32 protein-coding genes and 1 pseudogene are annotated in these 23,942 nt (G+C 34.5%); 10 read left to right on the top strand and 23 right to left on the bottom strand.

The features are described 5' to 3' along the window. Nucleotides 1–163: 163 nt before the first annotated feature. From AC3WSK_RS13750 to AC3WSK_RS13725, 6 genes are all read right to left on the bottom strand, one after another. A complete protein-coding gene (locus AC3WSK_RS13750) occupies nt 164–1,372 on the bottom strand; it encodes a GNAT family N-acetyltransferase (RefSeq protein WP_492413884.1) in 1,209 nt (402 codons plus the stop codon). A gap of 108 nt (nt 1,373–1,480) precedes the next feature. Further along, a complete protein-coding gene (locus AC3WSK_RS13745) occupies nt 1,481–2,041 on the bottom strand; it encodes a GNAT family N-acetyltransferase (protein ID WP_427484266.1) in 561 nt (186 codons plus the stop codon). A 153-nt stretch (nt 2,042–2,194) separates the two neighbouring features. Further along, nucleotides 2,195–2,527, bottom strand: coding sequence for a YxeA family protein (locus AC3WSK_RS13740; RefSeq protein WP_079560968.1), 333 nt, complete (start codon nt 2,525–2,527; stop codon nt 2,195–2,197). Between the two features lie 139 nt (nt 2,528–2,666). Next, nucleotides 2,667–3,557: a DnaD domain protein gene (locus AC3WSK_RS13735; protein WP_427484268.1), complete on the bottom strand. Its 891-nt coding sequence runs from the start codon at nt 3,555–3,557 to the stop codon at nt 2,667–2,669. Between the two features lie 177 nt (nt 3,558–3,734). Beyond that, nucleotides 3,735–4,154, bottom strand: coding sequence for a hypothetical protein (locus AC3WSK_RS13730; protein ID WP_079560966.1), 420 nt, complete (start codon nt 4,152–4,154; stop codon nt 3,735–3,737). Between the two features lie 193 nt (nt 4,155–4,347). Then, nucleotides 4,348–4,692: a hypothetical protein gene (locus tag AC3WSK_RS13725; protein WP_492535046.1), complete on the bottom strand. Its 345-nt coding sequence runs from the start codon at nt 4,690–4,692 to the stop codon at nt 4,348–4,350. 282 nt (nt 4,693–4,974) lie between these two features. Between AC3WSK_RS13725 and AC3WSK_RS13720 the strand changes: the two genes are divergently transcribed. From AC3WSK_RS13720 to AC3WSK_RS13710, 3 genes are all read left to right on the top strand, one after another. Further along, the gene (locus tag AC3WSK_RS13720; protein ID WP_492413888.1) at nt 4,975–5,472 is read left to right on the top strand and encodes an NUDIX hydrolase; all 498 of its coding nucleotides are present in this window, start codon (nt 4,975–4,977) and stop codon (nt 5,470–5,472) included. A 422-nt stretch (nt 5,473–5,894) separates the two neighbouring features. Then, a complete protein-coding gene (locus tag AC3WSK_RS13715) occupies nt 5,895–6,200 on the top strand; it encodes a DUF3784 domain-containing protein (RefSeq protein ID WP_492413890.1) in 306 nt (101 codons plus the stop codon). Nucleotides 6,201–6,273: 73 nt separating this feature from the next. Then, nucleotides 6,274–6,480 carry a hypothetical protein gene (locus tag AC3WSK_RS13710; RefSeq protein WP_079560962.1) on the top strand — a complete coding sequence of 69 codons (207 nt, stop codon included), beginning with the start codon at nt 6,274–6,276 and terminating at the stop codon, nt 6,478–6,480. A 104-nt stretch (nt 6,481–6,584) separates the two neighbouring features. Here the strand turns inward: AC3WSK_RS13710 and AC3WSK_RS13705 are convergent, their stop codons facing one another. Continuing rightward, nucleotides 6,585–6,866, bottom strand: a complete 282-nt coding sequence (locus AC3WSK_RS13705) for a hypothetical protein (protein ID WP_492413892.1) — start codon at nt 6,864–6,866, stop codon at nt 6,585–6,587. A 284-nt stretch (nt 6,867–7,150) separates the two neighbouring features. Here AC3WSK_RS13705 and AC3WSK_RS13700 point away from each other — a divergent pair, with 284 nt between their 5' ends. Continuing rightward, nucleotides 7,151–7,330, top strand: a complete 180-nt coding sequence (locus AC3WSK_RS13700; RefSeq protein WP_079560960.1) for a YjcZ family sporulation protein — start codon at nt 7,151–7,153, stop codon at nt 7,328–7,330. 247 nt (nt 7,331–7,577) lie between these two features. On the opposite strand, the gene AC3WSK_RS13695 is transcribed toward AC3WSK_RS13700, so the two are convergent. Both AC3WSK_RS13695 and AC3WSK_RS13690 read right to left on the bottom strand, forming a co-directional pair. Further along, nucleotides 7,578–7,796 (bottom strand): DUF5316 domain-containing protein, encoded by a 219-nt coding sequence (locus AC3WSK_RS13695; RefSeq protein WP_492413894.1) that lies wholly within the window; start codon nt 7,794–7,796, stop codon nt 7,578–7,580. A 204-nt stretch (nt 7,797–8,000) separates the two neighbouring features. Beyond that, nucleotides 8,001–8,705 (bottom strand): Type 1 glutamine amidotransferase-like domain-containing protein, encoded by a 705-nt coding sequence (locus tag AC3WSK_RS13690; RefSeq protein ID WP_427484272.1) that lies wholly within the window; start codon nt 8,703–8,705, stop codon nt 8,001–8,003. 222 nt (nt 8,706–8,927) lie between these two features. On the opposite strand from AC3WSK_RS13690, the gene AC3WSK_RS13685 reads away from it, so the two are divergent. The 4 genes from AC3WSK_RS13685 to AC3WSK_RS13670 all read left to right on the top strand — a co-directional run bounded on the left by AC3WSK_RS13685 (nt 8,928) and on the right by AC3WSK_RS13670 (nt 11,173). Continuing rightward, nucleotides 8,928–9,458, top strand: a complete 531-nt coding sequence (locus AC3WSK_RS13685) for a hypothetical protein (RefSeq protein ID WP_492413896.1) — start codon at nt 8,928–8,930, stop codon at nt 9,456–9,458. A gap of 17 nt (nt 9,459–9,475) precedes the next feature. Then, nucleotides 9,476–9,808 carry a chaperone CsaA gene (gene csaA, locus AC3WSK_RS13680; protein ID WP_427484274.1) on the top strand — a complete coding sequence of 111 codons (333 nt, stop codon included), beginning with the start codon at nt 9,476–9,478 and terminating at the stop codon, nt 9,806–9,808. A gap of 489 nt (nt 9,809–10,297) precedes the next feature. Beyond that, nucleotides 10,298–10,726 (top strand): GNAT family N-acetyltransferase, encoded by a 429-nt coding sequence (locus AC3WSK_RS13675; protein ID WP_427484275.1) that lies wholly within the window; start codon nt 10,298–10,300, stop codon nt 10,724–10,726. Nucleotides 10,727–10,951: 225 nt separating this feature from the next. Beyond that, nucleotides 10,952–11,173 carry a hypothetical protein gene (locus AC3WSK_RS13670; RefSeq protein WP_079560955.1) on the top strand — a complete coding sequence of 74 codons (222 nt, stop codon included), beginning with the start codon at nt 10,952–10,954 and terminating at the stop codon, nt 11,171–11,173. 70 nt (nt 11,174–11,243) lie between these two features. Here AC3WSK_RS13670 and AC3WSK_RS13665 read toward each other — a convergent pair whose 3' ends face one another. Beyond that, entirely contained in the window at nt 11,244–11,882 is a 639-nt protein-coding gene (locus tag AC3WSK_RS13665) for an O-methyltransferase (protein ID WP_492413899.1), read from the bottom strand. Beyond that, complete coding sequence (locus AC3WSK_RS13660; protein ID WP_492414006.1) at nt 11,869–12,216, bottom strand: hypothetical protein; 348 nt, start codon at nt 12,214–12,216, stop codon at nt 11,869–11,871. The genes AC3WSK_RS13665 and AC3WSK_RS13660 overlap by 14 nt, the downstream gene beginning before the upstream one ends. Before the next feature lie 322 nt (nt 12,217–12,538). Here AC3WSK_RS13660 and AC3WSK_RS13655 point away from each other — a divergent pair, with 322 nt between their 5' ends. Then, entirely contained in the window at nt 12,539–12,730 is a 192-nt protein-coding gene (locus AC3WSK_RS13655; RefSeq protein WP_079560952.1) for a hypothetical protein, read from the top strand. 66 nt (nt 12,731–12,796) lie between these two features. After that, nucleotides 12,797–13,120: a hypothetical protein gene (locus AC3WSK_RS13650; RefSeq protein WP_492413901.1), complete on the top strand. Its 324-nt coding sequence runs from the start codon at nt 12,797–12,799 to the stop codon at nt 13,118–13,120. A gap of 328 nt (nt 13,121–13,448) precedes the next feature. Here AC3WSK_RS13650 and AC3WSK_RS13645 read toward each other — a convergent pair whose 3' ends face one another. From AC3WSK_RS13645 to AC3WSK_RS13590, 12 genes and pseudogenes are all read right to left on the bottom strand, one after another. Beyond that, nucleotides 13,449–14,348 carry a S16 family serine protease gene (locus AC3WSK_RS13645; RefSeq protein WP_492413903.1) on the bottom strand — a complete coding sequence of 300 codons (900 nt, stop codon included), beginning with the start codon at nt 14,346–14,348 and terminating at the stop codon, nt 13,449–13,451. A 216-nt stretch (nt 14,349–14,564) separates the two neighbouring features. Then, nucleotides 14,565–15,185, bottom strand: coding sequence for an NAD(P)-dependent oxidoreductase (locus AC3WSK_RS13640; protein ID WP_492414008.1), 621 nt, complete (start codon nt 15,183–15,185; stop codon nt 14,565–14,567). A 59-nt stretch (nt 15,186–15,244) separates the two neighbouring features. After that, nucleotides 15,245–15,655 (bottom strand): hypothetical protein, encoded by a 411-nt coding sequence (locus AC3WSK_RS13635; protein ID WP_492413905.1) that lies wholly within the window; start codon nt 15,653–15,655, stop codon nt 15,245–15,247. A 173-nt stretch (nt 15,656–15,828) separates the two neighbouring features. Further along, on the bottom strand, nt 15,829–16,131 hold the full coding sequence (locus AC3WSK_RS13630) for a hypothetical protein (RefSeq protein ID WP_492413907.1): 303 nt from the start codon (nt 16,129–16,131) through the stop codon (nt 15,829–15,831). Between the two features lie 212 nt (nt 16,132–16,343). Next, a complete protein-coding gene (locus AC3WSK_RS13625; RefSeq protein WP_079560948.1) occupies nt 16,344–16,544 on the bottom strand; it encodes a hypothetical protein in 201 nt (66 codons plus the stop codon). Nucleotides 16,545–16,609: 65 nt separating this feature from the next. Beyond that, nucleotides 16,610–17,293: a DUF1963 domain-containing protein gene (locus tag AC3WSK_RS13620; protein WP_079560947.1), complete on the bottom strand. Its 684-nt coding sequence runs from the start codon at nt 17,291–17,293 to the stop codon at nt 16,610–16,612. Continuing rightward, a complete protein-coding gene (locus AC3WSK_RS13615) occupies nt 17,293–17,859 on the bottom strand; it encodes a DNA-3-methyladenine glycosylase I (protein ID WP_079560946.1) in 567 nt (188 codons plus the stop codon). The genes AC3WSK_RS13620 and AC3WSK_RS13615 overlap by 1 nt, the downstream gene beginning before the upstream one ends. A 25-nt stretch (nt 17,860–17,884) precedes the next feature. Then, a complete protein-coding gene (locus AC3WSK_RS13610) occupies nt 17,885–18,481 on the bottom strand; it encodes a class I SAM-dependent methyltransferase (RefSeq protein WP_079560945.1) in 597 nt (198 codons plus the stop codon). Nucleotides 18,482–18,498: 17 nt separating this feature from the next. Next, nucleotides 18,499–19,158, bottom strand: a pseudogene (locus AC3WSK_RS13605) (cysteine hydrolase family protein). 277 nt (nt 19,159–19,435) lie between these two features. After that, entirely contained in the window at nt 19,436–19,627 is a 192-nt protein-coding gene (locus AC3WSK_RS13600; RefSeq protein WP_079560942.1) for a hypothetical protein, read from the bottom strand. A 471-nt stretch (nt 19,628–20,098) separates the two neighbouring features. Further along, entirely contained in the window at nt 20,099–21,739 is a 1,641-nt protein-coding gene (locus AC3WSK_RS13595; RefSeq protein WP_492413910.1) for a right-handed parallel beta-helix repeat-containing protein, read from the bottom strand. Between the two features lie 290 nt (nt 21,740–22,029). Then, a complete protein-coding gene (locus tag AC3WSK_RS13590; protein WP_492413912.1) occupies nt 22,030–23,712 on the bottom strand; it encodes a methyl-accepting chemotaxis protein in 1,683 nt (560 codons plus the stop codon). Nucleotides 23,713–23,942 lie beyond the last annotated feature (230 nt).

The following is a 23,942-nucleotide window of genomic DNA, read 5'->3' as shown; positions in this document are numbered from 1 at the left end:
TATAATGCTGTTAATGGCTCAGCCATTATCAGGGCAAGACCAATTCTGTGCTGTAGCGTTGTCATACGCTACAGCTTTTTATGTTGTAAAGTAAATTAATTGGCGAAGAATAACGATGCATGCCTTAAATTATTATGCAGACTGCTGAAGATTGGATAGCTTTTTAATAATTGGACTCAACATTCAATAGTGTATATTTAAAAATATCGATATGGTCGCCTTGTTCATCTAACACTGTTTCAATACGCTCCCAGCCCCTTTTTTCATAATAGACTGCGGCATTTTCTGTTTTTAAAAATACTTTTGTATAACCTATTTTTTTCATATATTCTAGCAAAGCTTTGATTAAATAAAAACCTATTTTTTGACTTCGATATGAAGGTTCTACAAATAAAGATGCTAACCAAGGTTTAAATTGAGGTCTTTCTTTCCAATCATTTTCAAATACAGAGACTGTTCCTACACATTGACCATCTACACTTGCTATAAAAGTAATTGGAAATTCATCTACATATGTTCTTTTAAAAAATTCGACAACTTCTTCATATGTCTTTTTACTGCTAGTTGGTACAACAAATTCCTTGTAGACCATTTCTGCAACATCTTCTATATGCTGTGGCTTATTTACTAATAAATCAATTTCCATAAATCGCTCCCCCTCATTCTTTACAACATTGAACCCTAACATTTCAGCTTCTTGACGGTCAAAGCCCTCATCTAAATGCATACACCAAAATGTTGGACGTAAATCGGAACGAACTAACTCGCTAAGTTTTCGTAATGATAAATGTACATTGCCTTCATAATTAGCTTTACAAGTATCAACGTAAACATAATCGTAGATCTTACCCGATTTATGTGGAGTTCGTAAAGATGCTTTTAGGCTATTTGTATCTCCCGTATAATAGATAAGTTTGTCATCTATACATAATTCAATGGAATAAGAAGGGATCTCTTTCACATGACTAGATCTTTCGAATAGTACGTTACAGAAATTCAGTGAGTACTTTGTGTCTGATTGAAATTTTTTTGTGAAACAATGAACTTCTGGGCTAATACCATTCATGGTCAACAATTCTTCAATTTTCACATCATGAACGGCATAAACAGAAACATTCGCTTTTGCCATTTCGCCATGGCAATAATAGCTATAAAATATAAAATCAGCAAGGCTACCAACATGGTCTGCATGAGTATGCGTGATCAATACATGGATGTGTTCTATACCTTCCAGTAAATTATTTTCCTTAATGCGGTGAAAAATATTGCTACCACAATCAATCAGCAACATCTGATTCCCTGCTTTAAAATAAGCTGAATTATTACCTAATTTCGTATTAAACGCACTTCCAGAGCCGATAAATTTCAGCATAACGTGCACCCCATTTCCATTAAGATTAAAGCTAAATTTTAACCTCAAGTAAGTAGTCCATACTTGAGGTTAAATGTAAAAACAATATTAAATCAACAGGGCTATAAATTACAGATAGTCCCTTTTCAAAATGGAAAAATTAATTAAATCTACATACTTTCCTTTTTCAAATTCATGCTCTCTTAAAATACCTTCTTGATAAAAATTTAATTTTTCCAATAATTTAATGGATGATTTATTTTCAGGATCGACTTTTGCTTCTATTTTATTCATGTTCATCTTAGTAAAAGCAAAATGGATGATACTACTTAACGTCTCTTTCATTATACCCTTCCCCCAGTAAGAAGGAATTAAATCATACCCAATCTCTATACGATTATGAGCCTTTTCATAATTTAAAAAACCACATGTTCCGATTACTTTTTTAGTTGTAGGTTCTTCTATAAGCCATCGTAAGCCACTCTTGTCTTCGTAAATTTTTTCATACCAATTCATCTCATTTTTTGAATCCTCCACTGAATTAAAAGGTTCCAATGGTATGTATTTCACAACACTTTCATTTGAATAAAGCTCCAAAAGATCAAAACAATCACTTTCCTGTGCTTTTCGCAATATAAAACGTCCCGTTGCTAATACGGGGAAATCCGTAAAATTAAAATGTGCGTTCATAAGTATGCCCCTTTGCATATAGTAAACTTCCATTTCATAGTACCATATGACGCAAAATCAGGTATTCATCTATATATGAAAGGACCTGCTCAAACGATATAAGTCAGGTCCCTCTTTTTGAGTTGTCCTCATTTCTCGCTTGAAAAATTGGATTTAACTCCTATTAAATTTCTCTTTAATATTTTTTGGCAACTCATTCCCATGCATTACTTGGGGTTCCCCCGTGTATCCTTCTAAGCTTCTTGGGACACGTAAGATAGTTCCTTTTGCAAAAGGTTTTTCAGCAAAAAAACTTACCACTTTTTCATTTCCATCCTTATCATATCCTTCTATTGTATATACGTATTGTCCATTACTATTAGGCGTTTTTTGTTCCTCGTTAATTTGGACATAGTAGTCTTTTTCTATCAAAGCTCCCTTTTCACCACAACCAACTAAGAAAGTAGCGAATAATATTGTCATCACCATGAATTTCATCTTCTTCATTTCTTCTGCCTCCTCTTTTCTAACGAAATCGTATCGTTACAAAAGAGTATAGATCACCACTTCACTACCTTAAATCTCGGGACATGACAGTTAGCTGACAAAATTGTCATCTTACAGCGATGAACTTGATTTACATTATTTACTTTGCACTCGCTGTTAAGTTCTTTAATGTTTCTAAGATTTTTTGACGCTCAGCTTCAAAATCAATAGCTTGATCATCTTCTAGATCACTGTCATTTTGACGTCGTTGATGGAACCATTCAGGGACAATTTCTTTATATTTTTGATGGGTAGATCGATTAGTAGGCTTTTGTCGTTGTTGTTTTTGAGCTGCAAATTGCAGATTGTCCGCTTCTACTTCCTCAATGGATGTAACGTTCTTATTATTCCAATCTTGTAGAATCTTTTCTACGTAATTCCAACGAAGCACATTGTTTTCTACTGCTAACTTCATGGCATGTATAACAAGGTCTTCTGACAGATCATTAATCCAATGATCGATTTTATTTGTGACATGAACGACTAGAGAACCAAACCCATTTTGCTCATAAAACTCGAATGCCGTTTGTGTTTTTACAAGGTTTTCACCTTTGGAATGACCCCTTTTATCATTATCATTATTATTTAGTACATTATTATTTAATGAATTATTATTACTTAGTAGTGGCGATTTTTCCGTCATCGGTTTTTCCGGTGACGGATTAACCGTTATTGGCTTTTTACTATACGGTTCAGCTCTTGGTGTTTCGAACACGGACAGCTCCAATTTCCCGAATTTTCCGTGGTTTGTTCTGATCTGCATCTTATGAATATAGCCCGCTTTCGTTAACTCCTTTATAGTGTTAGCCGTGGATTCACGACTGCATTTGCTCTTAGTAGCTAAATTAGAAATACTAAATGACCAATCATCTGGCAATGACAACATATAAGCAAGCAAACCCTTTGCTTTCCAGCTTAAACGGATGTCATTCAAAAATCCTTTGTCTAACACAACAAAATTCTCCTTTTTACGAACCCTGAATATAGCCATGATGCCCCTCCTGTTCTTTGAATTTTTAAAAAAATGAGATACCTCTCTCATTTATATACAGGTTTTTCACATAATAAGGGACAAATATGTTCTTTATAATCACTTTAGAAAGCAAAAAAATAGGACACGCAACAATTGCATGTCCTGTAGTTTTACTTTTTATAGTCTGTAAACGTTTTATTTATATAATTCTTTATAGACGATTACTTTTAGTGCCAAAATTTCTTCGTCTGTTAATTTCCCTTCCATCTCTTGAATAATCTGTTCTTTCGTCATTGAACCATTTTGTACTTTTGTTCTTATATTATTAAGCTCCGAAATGCCAACTTTTTGAATGATTACTTTTGTCGCCTCTTCTTTTGTTGAAAACGGTAACTTGCTACTATCTGCAGTTTTAGCCTCTTCCATAAATGATTTTAATTGAGGGTCGCTTTCAATCGTATTTTTAATTTCATCCATTTGACCACTTTCCTCTAATTCTGAAGAAATTGTATCAGCGACTTTTTCGGAAGCAAACTTCACACCATAATGATAAACCCCATAGCCAATAGCACCGAGGACAATGACAATAACCAGAAGGAATTTAATGAATCTCATATTCTCACGCTCCTTAATTCTACACTTTATCATACTATATAGTGTGGAGAGATGAGAAATGATATCCTTTCGACCTTTTTACAAACCTAAGAGGCTGTGCACGTTCAAAGTCGAGATACCTACCTGTCGTTCAAGAGAATCAACAACCAAATAAAATCTCCCGGGTTAATTTTTATGACCGGGAGATTTTGATTTATTTAACATACTTCAAATACTTTTTCACAAAATCTACGATATAAACAACTTCTTCTTCTGAAATAGAAAATCGACTGCTCACTATTCGTAGCTTCGCTGTTGATTTTAATTGTTCACGCACTTGATCAATCCTCATATATCTACATTTACGAGGATTTACACTGTCTCGAATTTGCTTGTATCGAAGGTAGGCATAACGTGCAAAAGCATTTACCATCTCTCGCTCCTGCTCATCTCGTTGTATTTTGTTCGCAATTTCATCGATCACCTCAGAATCAAAAATCCATTTACCATCTGTTATTTGCATAGTACCACCTCTTTCGTTGCGTATAGTTGATGTCAAATATCGCTGCACCCTAGTGCTCTGGCATTAAGTTGACTTCCATTGTTTCTTTTTATAGCTATTAGATGCATAAGAAAAAGCCACACCTAGTTAAATGTGACTCTTTTTGTATTTTGTTTAGTTGATGAACCCCCATCATCACTCGCCGGCTTTTGTGCTTTATTTCCAGATTGACCCTGGCCCTTAAAACTTGTATTTTTCTTTATTAAAGGATGATACATATATATTTTTATTAACTAAAATGGAAATATAATGATTTCCTACATAAAAAGGAGGCAACATATGAACAACCAAACTTATGTGGACTGGGGCGGACATTATCTTAAACTTACGTGGTTACCAAATAAAAATATTCATGATTATAGCAAAGCAACAAGTGTACATGGAGTTTGTTTTTATAATGGGAATGTTTTGTTAGTTCATGTAGACGGGCGAGGATTTAACTTTCCTGGCGGTCATATAGAAAATGGAGAAACACCTGAAGAAGCATTTCATAGAGAGGCATTTGAAGAAGGCTATGTAAAGGGTCCTATCAACTATATAGGAGCAATTGAAGTTAGCCACGAAGAGAATCCTTTATTCAAAGCTGATGGAAAGTACCCGTTAATCGGTTATCAAATGTTTTATTGTATGGAAGTTCAAGACTGTCTCCCGTTTCTTCGAGAACATGAAACGATTTCGCGCATTTGGGTTGAGCCGGACGAAGTACTTTATGTTATCAATGATCATGAGTTTGCAAATGTAGTATTACAAGCGGCTTTAAGTAACAAACTTTCTTAATTGTTTTTAGTAGATATACCTCTATGCTTTTTACATATATGTCCATAAAAAGTACATGTAGAAAAAGTGACAGAGATACAATTTTGAAACATCACCCATAGATTTTATTTTTTAATCTAATTCACGGCATTTCACTATACAAACATAGCTACCAAATCATATTAATAGTAGTGTAAAGCTAACTTAGCTTTGCCCTCCTAGTTTGTGGTTTAGGGTCACTTTGGTTCGAGTGACCCTTTTTTACTTCTCTTTCATTGTTATTTTAATTCCCTTAATATTTTTATACTTATACTTAGTGAGAGTCATTACAGTTTAATATGATGAAATACCTTCGAAATAGATTACCTTCAGTAATAATTTGGAAAACTCATTTTTGTTTTATTCGTATATTTATTAGTCTTAAAATAAGCGAGGTGGCGAAAATGATTGCTGGATATATTATATGTATAGTTCTTGCTTTAATCTTTGTTATTATGGGTTACCTTACCCATATAAAAAAGAAACTGTGGCTTATTGCGGGTTACCAAGAAGAAAGTTTTTTTGGTGATAAAGATAAACTAGCGAAGCTATTTGGACTATTCTCATACATAGTAGGTATTGCTACTTTTCTTTTACCTTTTGGTTTAGATTTTTTTGGTATCATTAGCGGTATTATTTATGCAGTTTGTATATGTATAGGCACAGTAGCAACTTTGGTCTTGAAACAAATAATGAATAAACCACTTTAGAAAGAGTCTTTCTTAGGCTCCTTTTATGTTAACCTTAAAATATAGTTTATTAACATAAAAAGGAGGAAATGAAATGTTTCGTAAATTACACCTTTATTCCCCCATTGTTTCTGCTATTTTATTTGTCATCCTTGTATTTATGAATTATTTAGGCTATTGGACAGCAGATAGGTTCATTCAAATTCTATTTTTCTTTATTATGATAGTGTCTGTTTTCAACGCGGGTATTAGAACAGAAACAATTTTAAAAAGCAGAGGTAAAATCGAATCCTCTAGATAGCGAAGAACTTTCAAGATTTTTTAAATATCCCCTTGAATTAGTCTACATTCAAGGGAATACTTTTTTGTGTACTGTAGCACAATTTTTTTCAAACGTTTCGTTAGTCATTCCATCGCTTTTCTTTTATCTTGCCGAACGATGAAGAACATAAATAAGCTCGATAATAAAATGATACTGACTATTACTGCCAAGAAATATGTATCCTTCATCTTAAACAAAAATAAATTCAATGGATTTAATAATCCAGCTATCATTAAGAATAACCAATAGTTATTTTTTCTTTTTGATTGATCACCATTTCTAAGATAACTAGCAGAAAGCCATATAAAAAAAGGTAAGTAACATACAATTGAAAAAGTTAGTATAGCCCATCCGATAAATGTCATAGTACAAACACCTCCGAAAATCTTCCTTAATATATACGGTTGAAATTTGTAATGGTTTCAATTTTATTATTCTATAAAAATGTTTTTTATTTAAATATCATATGTAATGTGCAAAAAACGTCAAAAATCCGAGGAACCTTTAGCGTTGGTGGCCCTTTTTCTGGAGTAATTCCTCATGATAAATTTTCCTATTTTTAAAACGAATTTGAGTAAAATCTAGATGAATACCTCCCCTCCTTTCTACACATGAACATATTATAGGTTGTAGAAGGGAGGGATATTTTATGGGATACTACCAAGGTGGAAATTATGGTAACTGTGGCTGTTACGGAGGATATGGCGGTGGTTACGGCGGATACGGCTGCGGTGGCGGCGGTGGTTACGGCGGCGGCTCAGCATTCGCACTAATTGTTGTCCTCTTTATTCTTTTAATTATTGTCGGAGCAACATTCATGAATTATTAACGAAGTTTTCTACTACTAATCTGATTTTTAATAATAAAAGTTAATGCTAATTATCATTGTTACATTCAATCATTCCATACTCTCTATTGCTAAATAACATCAATAGTAATAGTAGGATAACTTACCAGCCTAACATACTACAGTTTAAACAAAAAGGTCACTTTTGTCCGAGTGACCTTTTATTTTTGATTTACAACTTCATTAGAGGCTTTTTTCATATTACTAAAGGTTCCAAAAATCTTGATCATTAATTTAAATAATAAAATAAAACCGCAACAATAATATTTGGTAAAGCCATGTATAAGGAATTTATCGTGATATTATGACGTTCGTCTCGATGTTCTGTAGTTTCGGTAGCAAAATTTGCCCTCATCCGATCCCCACTGGCCATGGAGCCTGAAAAAACCATTGAAATTACAATGAAAATACAGCCAACTATACCTGGAACTAAATACATTTTTTCCATTCCCCACAAAATCATCTATATGAAAACACCGCACAATGTTAAGAAAACACCGATTAATACATATTTCATTCAAATCCCCCCTCTTCTTATTTTACGTTTGATTACCCTATTTTGTTTCGAATAAAAATTAAAATTCCAGAAAAGTAAGAATAATACCTTCGAAAAATAGGCTTATTCTTTGAAATGATCTTTGAAAGTATTATACTATTTATCTAAATTTCCTAGATATTCTACATTTAACTCTTCCTCATTGATACCCTTATCCAACGAGACCTTATATGCTTTACCATTTGGTTTTGAACTAACGATTTTATGAATTTCTCGATCGATAAAATGAACGGCTACTCCATCATCAACGGCAATTCCAGATGAGAGTTTATTCGCTTTCACCAAATTATGATAAGCTGGTCTTCGATTGATTTCTCCATCATAATGAGGACAATTACTACCTGGAAGAAACCCTAAACATTTTATCGGCTCTAACTCTCCACCGAATGAATCTGTTATTCCTTCCTCAAACCAACAAATTGAGCCAGCACTAATACCTGTTAAAAGAATTCCCTCATGCCAAGCAGTTTTAAAAATGCTAGCTAACGACCATTCCTTCCATAAAGCTAAAAGATTTTTAGTATTTCCTCCCCCAACATAAATGATATCCTTTTCCATAATAAAACTTTCTAAATCTCGCGTAGGTGGAGAAAAAAGTGATAGGTGCGTCGGAATACATGGTTGTGAGTCAAAAAAAGAATAAAAACTTGCAATATAGTTTTCCGAGTCTCCGCTTGCAGTAGGGACAAAGCAAATTTTAGGATTAGCTTTGTTAGACTGCCGTAAAATATATGTATCTAATAAAGGATTTTGAGGCTCCATTGAAAAGCCTCCTCCTCCTAATGCAATAATTTGTTTCATTTCTTCCCACTTCCGCTCTGTTTAGTTTTTACTTAATTATACAACGCCACAAATATTTTAACCGTTTTTTTACAATAAATTTATTTGTTGAGGCTAAAACTAATGCTTTAATTTTTGCCCTTTTAGCAGTATACAAAACGAATAACAATCCAAAATGTATGTAAATAACGCTGCACATTCCAATGCCATAATGTTATATTATTTGGAAGGAGTGTGATTATTTTGATAATAAAGGTAAAGGAAGAGGATTTTGATTTCAATTGCTCCACTTTATGTGAAAGGTGCTTCGAGCCACTTATTAATAATTTTAAGGTAAGAATGTCCGACGAAGCGAATATCGGTGTGAAAGAACATTTTTATGAGGAACTCACAGAAGGCCAACGAGCATTATTTATGTTTAATGTTTATTATACTCATATTAGTGAATCTCTTATCGAATTTTATTGGTGGAGTGCTTATTTCATGGCTCAACCTAAAAGTTGGGCAGCTATCAAAGCATGTTTTAAGTATTTTGATGATGAACCCTTTATTTTACTCCTTGAGAGAATAGAACAAGAACTAAAACGACATAATCACCCTATTACATTAGAGAATTTTTCTATTACTCGTGATGAATTAAATCATAACAAAGAGCTCCATGCATCATTTGAATCGCTTTATGTAATATTCGAAAATATTTATCCAACTACTATAGAAAAAATAAATAATTTCATCGAAAAGAATTTACAAGAATTTATACAAATTGAAAATTAAATAAAGGAGTATTTTTTATGGCCACTATAGAAGACTTTATGAATCTTGATATTAGAATTGGTACTGTGATCCAAGCTGAGGAACTCCCGAAAGCAAGGGTACCTGCCATTAAAATGAAAATTGATTTTGGGGAAGAAATCGGCATCAAGCAATCTTCTGCACAAATTACTAAACACTATACACCAGAAGGAATTATTCATAAGCAAGTAGTAGCAATCGTTAATTTTCCTCCACGTCGTGTAGCAGGTTTTAAATCTGAAGTTTTAGTAATTGGTGGCGTTCCGGTAGAAGGAGATGTGATTTTATTAACGCCTGACCAATCTGTACCAAACGGAACTAAAATTAGTTAAGTCTAGGATTTTGTGATAGTGGTATCCTATCAATTATGCCTCACCCAATTGCGTCCGGAATCAGCTTTGTGCTAAGCCGACACGATTTCGATAATGCCACAGGACGTGTCGCTTTTTGACTGAGTTCCTCTATTTCAACGGGTGTTTGGACATCTGCTGGAATAAGTTTAAAAATAAATCTAGCTTGCAGGCACAAAACTAACTTTAATTTCCGCTACATCATATAAATAGTAGTGTAAAGCTAATTTAGCCTTACACCTCCTGACTTGATACTAAGGGTCACTACTATTGTGGTGGCCCTTTTATATTTTTTGTTTCTCCTATTACCATATGTTACAATTTTCGTTACATAAAATTAAAAGAATAAACCCCATAATTTAGGAGGAGATTAAAAATGAAATTTTATATAGATTGGTGCTATATCGTTAAAATCTTCAAATAATAAAGAGAAAGGAGCGTGGTACTTGAAGAGAAAAAGGAGAGAACATTATGAAAAACAGACAAGCAACAACTAATGACTATGAAACTATTATAAATCTTTGGGATAGATCCGTTATCAAAACCCATGATTTTTTAAGTTTAAAAGATAAGGAAGACATTAAAAAGGAAATCCCTATGTATTTCCCACATCTTGATGTAAGACTTTGGTTTGTGGAAAATGAATTGATAGGTTTTTCAGGTACCAATCATCAGCATTTAGAAATGCTATTTTTAGAACCTGCTGAAATTGGAAAAGGCTATGGAAAACAAATAATACAACAACTTATTAGAGATTTTAATGTAAGGTCTGTTGATGTTAATAAAGACAATGAAAATGCAAAGATGTTTTATTTCAAAAATGGTTTCACAATTGTCAGTGAAGATCCAACAGATAGTTCAGGTCGCCCTTATCCAATAGTACATTTAAGATTGAATTAAATAAGAGAGGCCCCCTCATGCTTTAAGCATACTATCAAATACGTTAATTTCATATTAGACTGCAATCAAGCTTAAGTTTGATTGCAGTCTTTTTTTATTGAAACCCTAACTTATCGTAGCTCCCCTTTTTTATACACTATTGATAATATCCAAATTAAATCATGTATTTTCAATAAAACATTCCAATAAAATGTATATATACATAACACGAAAAGAGGAATGTGTATGGACACTGAAAAGAACTATAAATCCCTACTCATACTAATTGGTTGGTTAAACGCTTCGTTTGCACTTGTCTTTTTTCAATTGTTTTGTGGTATTATGGCCATTTGTATGGGCGTTGTTTTAAGAAGTGATTATCATGAGAAAAAGCATGGGCTTATTTTAATTATAGTTGGAATTATTACTGGGATTGCCGGGTGGATACTCAATTATTTATACTTGTAGACTAGTAAAATTATAAAACAATAAAAGCACTAACATGTAGTACGTCAGTGCCTTCGAAACAAAATGGTGCTTACTTCTTCACTTTTGAAAGTGTCATACCATCACCGATTGGAATAATAATCGACTCTAATTGAGGGTGGTTTGCTACTGCAATATTGAATTTCTTCATTAATTCCGTATAACGTTTTGGTTGGGCATTTGGGTCTGCCACACTTCCATTAGCAAGGACATTATCCGAAACGATAATCGCATCCGGTTTTGCTAACTTCACACAGTAATTTAAATAATTTTCATAATTATCCTTATCAGCATCGATAAAGAAAAAATCGAATCGCTCATTGCCCTGCTCCAGCTTTTCGAGGCTTTGCAATGCAGGTCCCGTCTTATAGGTCACTTGTTCAGCAAAACCTGCTTTCGATAAATTACTGTAAGCTAACTGCGCGTATTTTTCCTCTAGTTCTAGCGAAGTTAATTTCCCATCACTGCCGAACCCTCTAGCAAGACAAATGCCACTATAGCCCCCGAGAGCTCCTACTTCAAGAATGTTTTTAGCGCCAGTCATCGAGACAAGCATTGTTAAAAGTTTTCCAGAGGAAGCAGAGACAGAAATGGCGGGCATCCCGTTTTCTTCAATGGATGTAATAACCTCCTCTAAAATAGAGTCCTGCGTTTGAAACACTGAATCAATGTAAGTATTAATTGTTTTCATTTAGGTTATTCCCTTCTTCATCATGGTTTATAGATTTTTCATCCTGTTGATTGTCGGGTGTATCCAGCGTTTCACTTTCATGTATTTCAAATAATTGACTGAATTCATTGATGACCATATCAATGGCTTTTAATTCCCCCACTAATATTGGCTGAATCGATTGAAACTCTGGTTGCTCTAATTGTTGCTTAATCGTTGCACGCTTTAAATTCATCGTCTCTAAAAAAGCAATAGCTCTTCCACGACGGAAAGTTTTAGGACCATGGTGATGAGAGCCATCTCTTCCTCTGTGACGTCCTCCTCGATGACGTCCCTCTTCTCTAAACTCCTTCATTTTTTCACTTCTCAAATTTATTCTCCTCTCTTTGTATACTTTTGTATACAATCTCGACTACATTTAAAGTGTATACAAATGTATACAACATGTCAATTAACCTTCTCTATTCATTTCCCGTTTCCTAATTTCATACTTTAACAACAGAAACATTTAACGTTTTAAGGAATTATGTAATATGTACTTCCCTTTGTTCTTCCATTAAACTGTAAATAATAGCCATCATCATAAAACGGTAATTAATAGTTGTGTGACTTCTAGGAGTTAAGGATTCATTGGTATTGATGTAGAGAACTTCATGTTCAAAAGAAGGAGCGATAAAATGAAAAGGCCATTTTTAAAAATTGGTCTATTACTTGTTTTTGGCGTAGTGTTTTTAACTGGGGTGCAATCATATTTTAATCAACAGGAAATTAATTTGGCTAGTGAAAGGTGTCTAAAAGCAGGTGGAGAACCCATTGTAGAAAGAGATCTTCTTTCATTAAATTACACCATTGCATGCCATATCAAATAATTGTTCGTATGAGTAATTTTGAATACAGTTGTGGATTTCCTCCGACTGAATGAAGTGGGTGATATATTGAAGAAGAAAGACTCTTTATTAATTGTAGTATTGTTTAGTTTATTTTTAGTTGCTTGTAATGAAACAGGCACAGTAGATACTTCTACTTCTGAAAAACCTGACGCAGCTGAAGCTTTAAGATTGAACAACCAAGCAGATATTTTTCAATGGGAAGGTAATATTTTTCAGACTGAAATAGAATGGATCGATGAACTTGAAATGAATGAAGATCAATATATTGGTGACATACAATTTAGTGCCACTAAAGCTGAGGATTTTAAAAATGGTACAGCTAACCATTTACCGATTGGCGCAAAGCAAAAGAACGTGATGATATTTTAATTGTGAAATATGACAATGTGGTAAAACGGTATTTAGTTCTATCTGAGGGCTGATTTACTGGAAAGGAGATGAATCATGCTCATTCATGATACAGTTACCGATTTCACCGAAAACTATCTACCTACTATTGATCATTTAAAGAAATACCTTTTTAGGTCACCTTTCTATTATTAAAGGTGACCTTAATTCATAACTTGAAACCATAGAGATCGTTGACGTTTAGTTTTCATTTCATAGATAATTAACGGAAAAATACGATATTTGTTTTTTTACTCATATAACCAGAAAAATAGTAATATTGCTTATTTAGAGTTATGTTCGTTTCTCTTCATTTATTTTTACCATTCATCTCATTTATTAGTTGGACAGCTTCATCGATATGAGACACATGCAAAATTTTTACGTTGATTTTTTGCTCCTCTTGAATTTGTGCTGCCTCTTCTGCATTTTTAGTGGGAATAATCAGATAAGGTAAACCGTATTTTTCTGCGATTAGAATTTTTTCTTTTAGTACCCCTATCGGTAATACGTCACCGTTCTCGCTTATTGCGCCTGTCACTGTAATTGCTACGTTGTTTTGGAAATCGCCTCGCAAAATGCGTCCTGTTAGTGCTAGCCCCAAGCCAGCACTATTTCCACCAATATTATCCTGATTAAAAAAATCATTAATATGTTCATCTTCTTTACCTAGATAATGAATCACGTTTTCTTTCATTTCATCTACTTCATTTTTCTGAAGATGAAGCCACTTTAATATTTGCCTATTTTTGCTCGCGTATATTTCTAAATTCGTAATTTCAGCAACATCTAAAAAAGGAACTTGTTGTTTAATTAACAGATTTTCAACAGATTGAATGCTCTCCATATATTGAAAATCTACTCTCTCTACCCCTATTAAATAGATTTCAGTATCCCTGGCATGTAATGGCTCTTTGTAAATGTATGCAACATGCGAAGTTCCTTCATAAAATATAAGTGGTAATTCGAAACAAAACAGCAAGAACATCATGGAAATTGCAAGCGTGATGTTTCTTTTATATATTTTTTTTCTAAGTAAAATGCGAACAATTAATAAGATGATAAAATTAATCAATAGTATAGCAACAAAAGAAATTCCACCAATTACACCTTGAAGATACAATAATAAAAACACACCATAATAGAGAAAAATTAAAAAGATAGTCACAATATTAGGCAATCTTCTTTTTTGATTAGAAATATTTTTCACTCCTTATTGTCTTCCATACATCGCATTTCTAAGTGTACATATTCCAGAAACATCCTAAAAACCCTTCTTAATCGATCATCTTATATGTGCAATTGTTTTCAACAGATTTCAAGTTCATACCAAAAACATTACCTTAACAACAAAAAAGCGTTAATCCTACTTCGATTAACGCATATCCACACCTTTAAAACTCTTTTTATCTACTTCTTACAATAATCAGTACGCAATACCTACACGTGATTTTACATATTCCTTACTCAGAATTTGTTGATAGGCAAACTCTGCCGTATCTGCTACAGATATTTCTCCCCCACCATCCGGTAAAAAGTCCTGTTCAATGCGATAGGTACCCGTGTATTCACCGTCTGGTAAGTATGTAGGACAGACGATTGTCCAATCAGTGTCTGATTTCTTCAATAGCTGATAGACCTTATGGTGCTCCTCTGCTGCAAAGGTCGTTTTTCTTTTGGACTCACTCGATTGGTAACGTAATACACTAGGTGTCAGACGACTTTGTAGAATTCCCGCCGTTCCAATCGTTATAATTCTTTTTACATGCAGCTCTTCCATTGCTTCAAGAACTAGCGGCATACTTTTGGTTAATGTATGGGTGCCATCCGTGTTTAATGCACTGATCACAATATCAACATTCGCCATGACATTTTCGATATCTTGTTTTTCTAATACATTTCCTTGTACAATCTGTAAATTTTCATCATTTAGGTTTAGCTTATTCGGGGTACGAACTAAAGCTGTAACGCTATGTTCATCACGTAAAGCTAGGGAAACAATGTGGCTACCAACGCGTCCAGTGGCGCCTAAAACTAAAATTCTCAGAATAATCACCTCTTTTCTTGATTATAGCACACAATTTTTCTGTAACTTGTTAGAGGTCTTTAACCATTCTTACTTGTTGTTAATGAATTATCAATCAGTCTGACATTAACGATAAACAGCTGAAGATCATTTGTTTCCGCAATACTATTGACGATATGTTGGATTTCGCTTTCTGTACTCTTTTCTAATTTATCTAAATTATGTAATGGTATAGTGATTACTTGATTGTTTGGTGATTCAATTAAATAGCCAATCGTACTATCTGGATAATAGCCTGCTGCTCGTAACGCTACTATAATTTTTTTTGTAAAATTCGTATTTTGTAATTTTTCACCAACTTCTTCATTATAATTTGTATTGGGATATTTTTGAATGGGTCTTTCAATTGAAGGTTGATTATACTTAATCAAGGCAGCAGCTATTACGATCACGGAAAATAAAATAAAAAGACTTTTTATGAACTCTCTCATATATTGTCTCCATTTCATCTTTTTAATAGAATACGCTTCTCTTTTTAAATCATGAATTTATCCCATTTTCCTGTTATGCACAGCACTTATCGAAATGATATTTATCAATTTGCCAGGCTACCATTTAATTTACCTGGCAAATTTGTTGTAAAGGATAAAAATCACCTAAAAATTTATTTATTAACGATAACTTTCACAACTGGTTCTAGTTTTCCTACATATGCATCTCCTAGATAATCTACATCTATAACGATAACTTGTGGCACGAAACGTTGAATGCTTTCCAAAAGACGTGCAGTATTTCGTCTTTTGGCAAGCTGGAAAGGTGGAAGAGTGTCTAGTCTAAAACCAAAATCTCTGTACAAAGGGCAAGAAATTACGAAAGTAGATAATATATACGCTACATTTTGTAATATTTCATCAACGCCAGAAGCATTAAAATCAAAATTGCTTTTGGCGGTTACTTGATGTGTCATCCTATCAACCTTTCTTCTACGATACATGGAAAGATGTTAGTAATCTTTCTGAATATGAGCTTTTCATCAAAAAAAGAGCACTTAGTTATTTATGCTAAATGCTCCAAAGTTATGAACGAGGTACACATTCGTTATTGTATGTATACAATGCAATGTATCGATAAACAATTGCACAGTGTCAGGTTCCGTATTTGCGCTTCTTTGATTGGATTCTATCTAAATATCGCGTAATAAATGACATATAGCCAGCTTAAACAACCATGTATGATGGCCCAAATGATCGAATGATTGACACTCCAAGAAATAGTAATCGCCAATACCGAGCCAAAACTAATACCACTCTTAATGACTGTTTTGTTTTCCATTTTTCTCACCTTCTTTACTTTTCTAACTTCGGAAGTATGTCTCCTCATCTTCATTCCTCCTCATCATGCCAGCACTGTAGCATTGCTGTTTGTACGTGAAAATAATTTTACCGCTAATAAAAATCGCAATGTACACGCCATTCATTTAACTCACGATTAAAAAAGAAATAGAAATTCCCATTATCGACGATATTAAAATACGCCTTTTCGTCTGAGGCAATTTGGAGTACAAACGGAAATTCCTCACCGTAATCACGACCACTTTGGCAAAAAGCTGGATAGCCACCAATTTTATGGACGGCGTATATTTCTTCAACGATATCATCGAAGTACTCAACATCCTCCTCGTGTTCTAGCCTCAAAATTTCATCCTCCACATCAGACGGAATCCCTCCCCCATCCCATGTCGGATAATCATTGATAATCCATTTCGGAATAAGTGGGAAAGCTCGAATTCGGTCATGCTGCCAATTTTGCTGGACTAAACCTTCTAGAGAAGTATATGCTCTTATTTCAAAAAAACAGCTAAGATCATCTTCTATCAGGTGATCAAATATTTCTTCATTCATAAATAACGTTAGCAGCTCAATATGTTGAAGCGATGTCGGTACATAAGGAAGCTCCTTTAAAAATAATGTAGCAAGTGGCTGAAACCCTTGTGGACACTCCTCTGCAGGCAATGACCATCCCACAAAGCCAATCCAACTTTCTAGCAGGTCATGTGTAGGTCTAATACCACCCGTTTCAAAGATCGTTGCTTGCCTTACTAATTGAGCCTTAATATCCTCAACTTTCATCAGTTATCACCTTCACTGCGACAAAAACAATCGACGACATGGTCATTTACCATTCCTGTTGCCTGCATAAATGAATAGCAAATCGTACTACCAACAAATTTAAAACCATCTTTTTTTAATTGCTTGCTCATACGTTCGCTAATTTCTGTTGTAGCAGGTACGTCTGCAATGGACGACCATTCATTGATAATCGGCTGATGGTCTACAAAGTCCCAAATATATTGAGAGAAGGAACCATACTGCTCCTGTATACGTAGAAAGGCTTGAGCATTCGTTACAACACTAGCAATTTTAAGCTTATTTCGTACAATGCGAGAATCCTGTCTAAGCTCCTGTAGCTTGTCCTCCGTATAGAGAATGATTTTCGATGCATCAAATTGGTCGAAAGCTGCCCGGTAGCCCTCTCTCTTTTGTAAAATCGTCCACCAGCTAAGACCCGCCTGTGCCCCTTCTAGACAGAGCATCTCAAATAAATGCTGATCATCATGGACAGGGATACCCCATTCCTTATCATGGTATTCAACATATAAAGGCTCATCTTGCTTGACCCATTCACATCTTTTCATTGATATATCCTCCATTTACTACGATTCATTTAATTCCTGTAATACAAAGCCAACCTTTTTGCGTGTTTTCTCGTATAGTAACAGTTTGAAACCCAACACTTTCAAACAACTGCTTGATTTCAGGCTTAGTTTTATAAGCTTTCATATGATAATTAATTTTATAGAGCTCCGAAATGATGATAAACTTCCCATCGTCATTCAACACTCTAAATACTTCCTTCACATCATTTGCTAAATCCGGCCAAAAATAATGCGTTTGGAACGCTGTAATCGTATCGAAAAACTTATCCTTGTGCGGAATGCTTGAAACACTTGCTTGCGTTACGATCACTTTTCCATTGGCCACATCCATTTGATTGGATTTCGTAGAATCTTTAACCGCCTGCGCGGAAAAGTCTATACCATAGATTTTACCACTTGGATTCATTTTCGATAAGGATTGAAGTGTTTTTCCACCTCCACATCCAATATCTAGCACAATATCACCATCATTTACAGCTTCCTGTTTCATGAGCCAAGTATTCATACCGCTATGTGCCTTATTCATAATTCGTAACATCAATGAGCCTACGAATCCTCGTGGTTGTTTAGCTTGTTCGATTAATCGTTGTAAAAGAGTCATTTTAAAATTCCCCCTTGTCATCTTTCAAATACGTGCTGTGAAGTAAGGATTAAGAGGTCTTGTGTAGCTAGCTTTGTTAAGGCCGCTTCCTTACTTTGATCTGTAGCTCCTGCTACTGCATCGCTCACAACAGTTACAGCAAAATTTCTAGCTAGAGCCCCTTTCACCGTTGCTGTGACACAGCCTTCTATCAATTTCGCCTTGGCGTAATTGCGTCCGGATTTTGAATTGTGTACGCACAATTCACTCCTTTCAAAATCCGTGACATCCGCCGGAGGCTTTATCTTTATTTAGTAGGTGTTTGAACACCTACTGAATAAAGATAAAATCCTCGTTCCTATACATTCGTTTATTTCATTATTTTTTAAATAAGTTACTAAGCTGGGATTATTAAATGCATCCGCTTTATTTTTTGAAAAGTACATACCCTCAACTCTTAATAATCGTTCATCCAATTCAGCACCCTTACTTCCTTTTAAAGCTGTGAATTTTCTTAAAAGATTCGAAAGTACATGCGTTCGCTCAAACTCATTACTAATATAGATAACTGGAACATTTGATTTTTCAGCATCTTTTATAAGACCATTTATGCTATTTAAAGTTGGCTCAATTTGATGCTTTGCTACAGGTATTCTCGCTTGGTCACTAAAGTAATCATTTTGAATATCAAGTATCATTAACGCTTGCTTCAAACTACTCCCCTCCCCGTTCTTTTCTATCTAATCTCTTTACGTTCTGAAAAATAAAAAAGTTTCAAATTTTACCATTCATAACGGAGATTAATGTTAAAAAAAATCACAAGTGCTTTTATGAAATAGCACTTGTGATTTTATTCATCTATAAGTAGGATAATATAATTGTATTAAAGGTTTATTATTTTTCACACAGCTTGTCATTCGATTACAAACTATATGGTTTATGTAAAAAAGATAGCTACTTATCCTACAACATTTTCTAATTTAAATATGTATTGTTAGCAATACTTCTTTCGCGCTCGTCCATTACTAAATGGATAATAAATGCAAGTTGTTGCTCGATTCGCAAATTGTTAAGATGCAGGATGTCCGCAATTGCATTTTTTTGTATCTCCTCTAATCCTGCCTTCTCAAGCATTAACATAATCTCTTCTTTTGTCAGCCCAAACATTCCTTTTCCACCTCTACTTCATCCAATTATTATTTTACAATCATTATTCATATTTCTAAAACAACGAACTAGTAAAGCATTCCATGAACTTTTTCCCCTGATTATAAGATAACATATACAAATTAAACAATCCAAAATCTACTTAAATATAATAAAATTTTAACCTCTGCAAAAAAACATTGTTATTTAATAATAATTTCAATACAATACCTAGATCGATACTTGTTATTCACTAATTCTATTATAAAAATAACAAGTGCTTTTGTCGAATTTTATAATTCGGCGCTACAGTGTAAAAAACATTATAAAGAAACCGTTTACATGCAAATATAAATGGCTCTGAACAATGAAGAAGTGTCTTTATACGTATCCATCATATTTAATTACCTCATTATTACAGTACTTTTACCCCAGAAAAAAAAGTAATTTCAAAATAATTGAAACTACTTATCCTACTTTTTTATTCGGTTACTATACTGTTTTATTAACATTATTCGTCGAGGTAATAATGTTAAGTTTTTGTAAATTTTCAACTTGTATTCGTAATCTTTCGTCCAGTATTTGCATGTCGGTTGCTTCTGCTTGATTTATTACACTGTGCTTTGTTTTAGTATTGGCTGCCAAATAAACTATTCTCGACGATGAATCACTCTTCCACAATGTCTTGTTCGTATACCCTTCGATAAATAATTGACTTTTCCCCTGTACAATAGAGGGTATATTAACAGTAACTAGATCTGTATACACCATCTCAAGTAAAGATTGATTGGACACCGCTAAAAATGGACGATCTGCTTCATCAATCGTACAATGCTTAAAACGGCCCATTGACTGATCAGACCAAACGATTGCATACGGACCTTCATAACAGTTTTTAAATTTACTATTTGCTATTTCAAAAATTGCATCAATACAAGTAATCGCATTCGCACGAATATGTTCAAAAGTACAATTATCAGTAAAGAGCCGAGCATTGTTAATATAAATATGGTGACTTTCGAGCTCTCGAATTATGGTATTCTGGAGCGTAATCTTAGCGTGATCATTGCCATAAATACCACCTGCCTGCCCAATTTGAATCATGCACTGATTGAGCATTAGCCCGCTGGCGTCAACAATCATTTGAAATTGCGGGTGTTCTTGGATATTACATTCTGTCATCGATACATCTGCTTCATTAACAACCGTTACTCCCGTCGCCTCTCCTTTTTCTATTCTACATGTACGAAACTCCACTTTACTATTTTCAATTAACAACTGAGATTTAACATGCCGATGAATCTTACAATCGTACAATATCGCCTTTGATTTCTCGCCAAGAAAAAGGCCATTTCCCACTCCATCAGAAAAGATAGAATCCGTCACGAATAACTCACTTTGATGAACAACTAGATGCGTGTCTTGATGTTGCTTGATTTCACAGCCATCCATCGATAGCTTCGTGTTCTCAAAAACCTGGACCCCTATACTTTCCCCTTGGTGAATAAGCGTATTCATCATTGAAATTGAACTGGAGGCTGCAACAATTTGGGCCTTTTGATGTCCATGAATTTCACAATCCACCAACTCCATTTTCACATTTCGTATTGCATAAATGCCATTCGCTCGCCCTTCCAACAGCATGCAATTCGTCAAAGTGATTTCACTATTTTGCACCATAATTTGAGCCTTCTTATGATGCTGGATAGTCGTATCCACAAGAATAACACTCGAACCATTATCAATACGTAAGCCAACATGATTGATAGGACTCGCTAAAACATCAACATTTTTCATCATTAAACTTCCGAAGCTCACAGTTACTTGTGTTTGCACCATTTGCTGCTCAATGACACAGTTTTCTAGCTGTAAATCTCCCTTTACATAAATACCCTGCCCTTGCGTAAAACGCAAATTTCGCATATTCACAAGTGTTTGATAACGTATAAACACGCCACCTTTAATGATTACATTTCCTACTCCATACAATGTAAGCCTTTGGGAAATTTCAAAGCTTTCTTCATAAATCCCCTCCCGGATTTCAATAAAATCTCCCGGCTTTGCTTCTTGAATCGCCTGCCCAATGCTTTGGTATTTGTACATAATACCTCTCTTTACAACAAGTGTCGCCATCTCCACACTCCTTATCGAAGCTTATTCATGAACACATGAAATTAATTGTCGGTTTTATATTATTTATAGCCTCATTGAACTTCCTGTTATTCAATTTTTGGATAAATAATTTATGATCAACTTTTATTTATTGCGACAATACTATATTTGATAAAGGTATTTACTCTTAAATTTCACCCTTCTTCCTAAACCACATAATAAAATAAAACCAGCAATCACACGATTTTCTCGTCGATTGCTGGTTTAACCGATTTACATAATTCAATTGCTACAAAATACAATACATTTAATTACAATTTAAACTTCCTAACAAGGTCATTTAAATTTTCTGCCATACCCGCTAAATTGGCTGAACTATTTTTGATTTCGTCCATAGAGCTTGAAGCTTGTTCGATTGTTGCTGAAGTTTCTTGGATGCCTGCAGCAGATTGTTCTGATACAGCGGCAATTTCGTCCACTGATTTATTAATCGTAACGGTATTTTGTACTACCTCTTCTAGCTTCGTCATCACGCCATCAATATTCGTTGACATGGCGTAAACGGCCTCTGCAATCTGGTTGAATGTTTCATTTGTAGTTGCGATTTGCGCCGTGCCTTTTTCGACCTCATGATAGCCAGTTTCTAGTGAGGATGTTACCGTGTTAGAATCTTGTTGGATTTTTTGAACAATGCCTGTTATATCATCTACGGAAACGGCTACTTGTTCTGCAAGTTTACGCACCTCGTCTGCAACGACCGCAAACCCTTTACCATGCTCCCCTGCGCGAGCCGCTTCGATTGCTGCATTTAGTGCTAGTAAATTCGTTTGTGCAGCAATATCCTGTATGACAGCTACGATTTTTGAAATTTCCTGTGTTTGTTTACTCAGTTCATCCACTTTGTAAACAGAATCTTTCACAATATGATGAATGGAACTCATTTGTGCAGTTGAGGCGTCCATTAAACTTTGGCCCTCTTTTGTTAAGGCCATAACATGTTGGGAATATTGCTGAACATCTGTACTACTATTGTTGACATCTGTCACCTTTAAGGTGAATTCTGTCATTGTTGTCGCTACATCTGATGCATTGCTCGCCTGCACTTCTGTGCCACTTGCAATTTCAGTAACTGTATCAACAATTTGTTCCGTACCTGTTTTCACTTCTGTCGACGATTGCATAAGCTCTTCACTATGCGCAGCTACGTCATTAGAAACGGTTTGAATTTGCTTTAATAATCGATTCAAAATATCGGACATCTTATTAGTCGCTTCTGTAAGCAGTCCTACCTCATCTTTGGATTTCACAACAAGTGCAGGCTCACTTAAGTCACCTTCAGTAATTCGTTGCATACGATTTGTCACAGCGATGATTGGTCTAGAAATCAGTCGAGCACTTAACAATGCAATCAGGATAGAAACGATAACAATCATAACACCAACGATGATACCAATCAGCTGCTTAGTGTTTCCTGCACTGATAATGTCTGCGCCAGTCGCATTAATCGATTGCTTACGATGCTCGGCTAATCCTTCATAGCCTTCACGTATTTCCGTCACTTTTTCATTCATAGAAGCTAAATTTTTCGTTGCTAGTTCCTTCTGACCTCGATCATAAACATCAAATACCTCTTTTTCAACATAGCTATTCCATTCCTTCGCCATTTCCGCAATTTTGCCGAAATCTCCTGTCTTTGTAATTTCTAAACGCTTTTGTTCGTTCTCAACAGCATGCTTTACAGTATCTTCAAAAATCTTCTTATACTTTTCTTCGCCAGAAAGTACATACCCTCTAGCTGCAGCAATTCTGAGCGAAATCGTTTGAGCTTGTTCATAATCTGCAATTAGTAATTGCAATTCTTCATCAACGATTTCTTCCGTCGCGCTGTTGCTTTGTTTTATTGCATAGTAATTGTAGCCAATGTATAAAACGACGATTGCTATAACAATGCTGAAGGAAAAAACAATTCTTTTACTAATAGACTTAAAATTCATTTCAAATTCTCCTTATTTTCCAATGCAAATATGTACTTTATCAAAATTTGAATACCAATAGTAATCTACCACTTTAAAGACGAACTTGGATGAATCAGGAATTTTTTATATATTAAATGAAATAACTAGTTAATTTTTATGTAATTTATAGCAGATTATAGAATTAAAAAATAAATCAGATGGACTACCAGAACGATAAAAGTAGTACTTTTAACACATATAAAAAGAAC

It is taken from the genome of Lysinibacillus sp. EB271-A1-10B (assembly GCF_058791335.1).
This window is presented reverse-complemented; position numbering and strand designations above follow the sequence as displayed.

Bases quoted from the DNA above. Each gene is read 5' to 3' on its own strand.
- AC3WSK_RS13615 (WP_079560946.1), bottom strand. From the start codon at position 17,859: ATGAAAAGATGTGAATGGGTCAAGCAAGATGAGCCTTTATATGTTGAA.
- AC3WSK_RS13745 (WP_427484266.1), bottom strand. From the start codon at position 2,041: ATGAACGCACATTTTAATTTTACGGATTTCCCCGTATTAGCAACGGGA.
- AC3WSK_RS13710 (WP_079560962.1), top strand. From the start codon at position 6,274: ATGTTTCGTAAATTACACCTTTATTCCCCCATTGTTTCTGCTATTTTA.
- AC3WSK_RS13630 (WP_492413907.1), bottom strand. From the start codon at position 16,131: ATGACACATCAAGTAACCGCCAAAAGCAATTTTGATTTTAATGCTTCT.
- AC3WSK_RS13665 (WP_492413899.1), bottom strand. From the start codon at position 11,882: ATGAAAACAATTAATACTTACATTGATTCAGTGTTTCAAACGCAGGAC.
- AC3WSK_RS13715 (WP_492413890.1), top strand. From the start codon at position 5,895: ATGATTGCTGGATATATTATATGTATAGTTCTTGCTTTAATCTTTGTT.
- AC3WSK_RS13750 (WP_492413884.1), bottom strand. From the start codon at position 1,372: ATGCTGAAATTTATCGGCTCTGGAAGTGCGTTTAATACGAAATTAGGT.
- AC3WSK_RS13620 (WP_079560947.1), bottom strand. From the start codon at position 17,293: ATGAAAGTTGAGGATATTAAGGCTCAATTAGTAAGGCAAGCAACGATC.
- AC3WSK_RS13740 (WP_079560968.1), bottom strand. From the start codon at position 2,527: ATGAAGAAGATGAAATTCATGGTGATGACAATATTATTCGCTACTTTC.
- AC3WSK_RS13705 (WP_492413892.1), bottom strand. From the start codon at position 6,866: ATGACATTTATCGGATGGGCTATACTAACTTTTTCAATTGTATGTTAC.
- AC3WSK_RS13670 (WP_079560955.1), top strand. From the start codon at position 10,952: ATGGACACTGAAAAGAACTATAAATCCCTACTCATACTAATTGGTTGG.
- AC3WSK_RS13635 (WP_492413905.1), bottom strand. From the start codon at position 15,655: ATGAGAGAGTTCATAAAAAGTCTTTTTATTTTATTTTCCGTGATCGTA.
- csaA (WP_427484274.1), top strand. From the start codon at position 9,476: ATGGCCACTATAGAAGACTTTATGAATCTTGATATTAGAATTGGTACT.
- AC3WSK_RS13675 (WP_427484275.1), top strand. From the start codon at position 10,298: ATGAAAAACAGACAAGCAACAACTAATGACTATGAAACTATTATAAAT.
- AC3WSK_RS13610 (WP_079560945.1), bottom strand. From the start codon at position 18,481: ATGACTCTTTTACAACGATTAATCGAACAAGCTAAACAACCACGAGGA.
- AC3WSK_RS13720 (WP_492413888.1), top strand. From the start codon at position 4,975: ATGAACAACCAAACTTATGTGGACTGGGGCGGACATTATCTTAAACTT.
- AC3WSK_RS13700 (WP_079560960.1), top strand. From the start codon at position 7,151: ATGGGATACTACCAAGGTGGAAATTATGGTAACTGTGGCTGTTACGGA.
- AC3WSK_RS13655 (WP_079560952.1), top strand. From the start codon at position 12,539: ATGAAAAGGCCATTTTTAAAAATTGGTCTATTACTTGTTTTTGGCGTA.
- AC3WSK_RS13660 (WP_492414006.1), bottom strand. From the start codon at position 12,216: ATGAAGGAGTTTAGAGAAGAGGGACGTCATCGAGGAGGACGTCACAGA.
- AC3WSK_RS13695 (WP_492413894.1), bottom strand. From the start codon at position 7,796: ATGGAAAAAATGTATTTAGTTCCAGGTATAGTTGGCTGTATTTTCATT.
- AC3WSK_RS13600 (WP_079560942.1), bottom strand. From the start codon at position 19,627: ATGTTTGGGCTGACAAAAGAAGAGATTATGTTAATGCTTGAGAAGGCA.
- AC3WSK_RS13735 (WP_427484268.1), bottom strand. From the start codon at position 3,557: ATGGCTATATTCAGGGTTCGTAAAAAGGAGAATTTTGTTGTGTTAGAC.
- AC3WSK_RS13625 (WP_079560948.1), bottom strand. From the start codon at position 16,544: ATGAGGAGACATACTTCCGAAGTTAGAAAAGTAAAGAAGGTGAGAAAA.
- AC3WSK_RS13590 (WP_492413912.1), bottom strand. From the start codon at position 23,712: ATGAATTTTAAGTCTATTAGTAAAAGAATTGTTTTTTCCTTCAGCATT.
- AC3WSK_RS13730 (WP_079560966.1), bottom strand. From the start codon at position 4,154: ATGAGATTCATTAAATTCCTTCTGGTTATTGTCATTGTCCTCGGTGCT.
- AC3WSK_RS13690 (WP_427484272.1), bottom strand. From the start codon at position 8,705: ATGAAACAAATTATTGCATTAGGAGGAGGAGGCTTTTCAATGGAGCCT.
- AC3WSK_RS13595 (WP_492413910.1), bottom strand. From the start codon at position 21,739: ATGGCGACACTTGTTGTAAAGAGAGGTATTATGTACAAATACCAAAGC.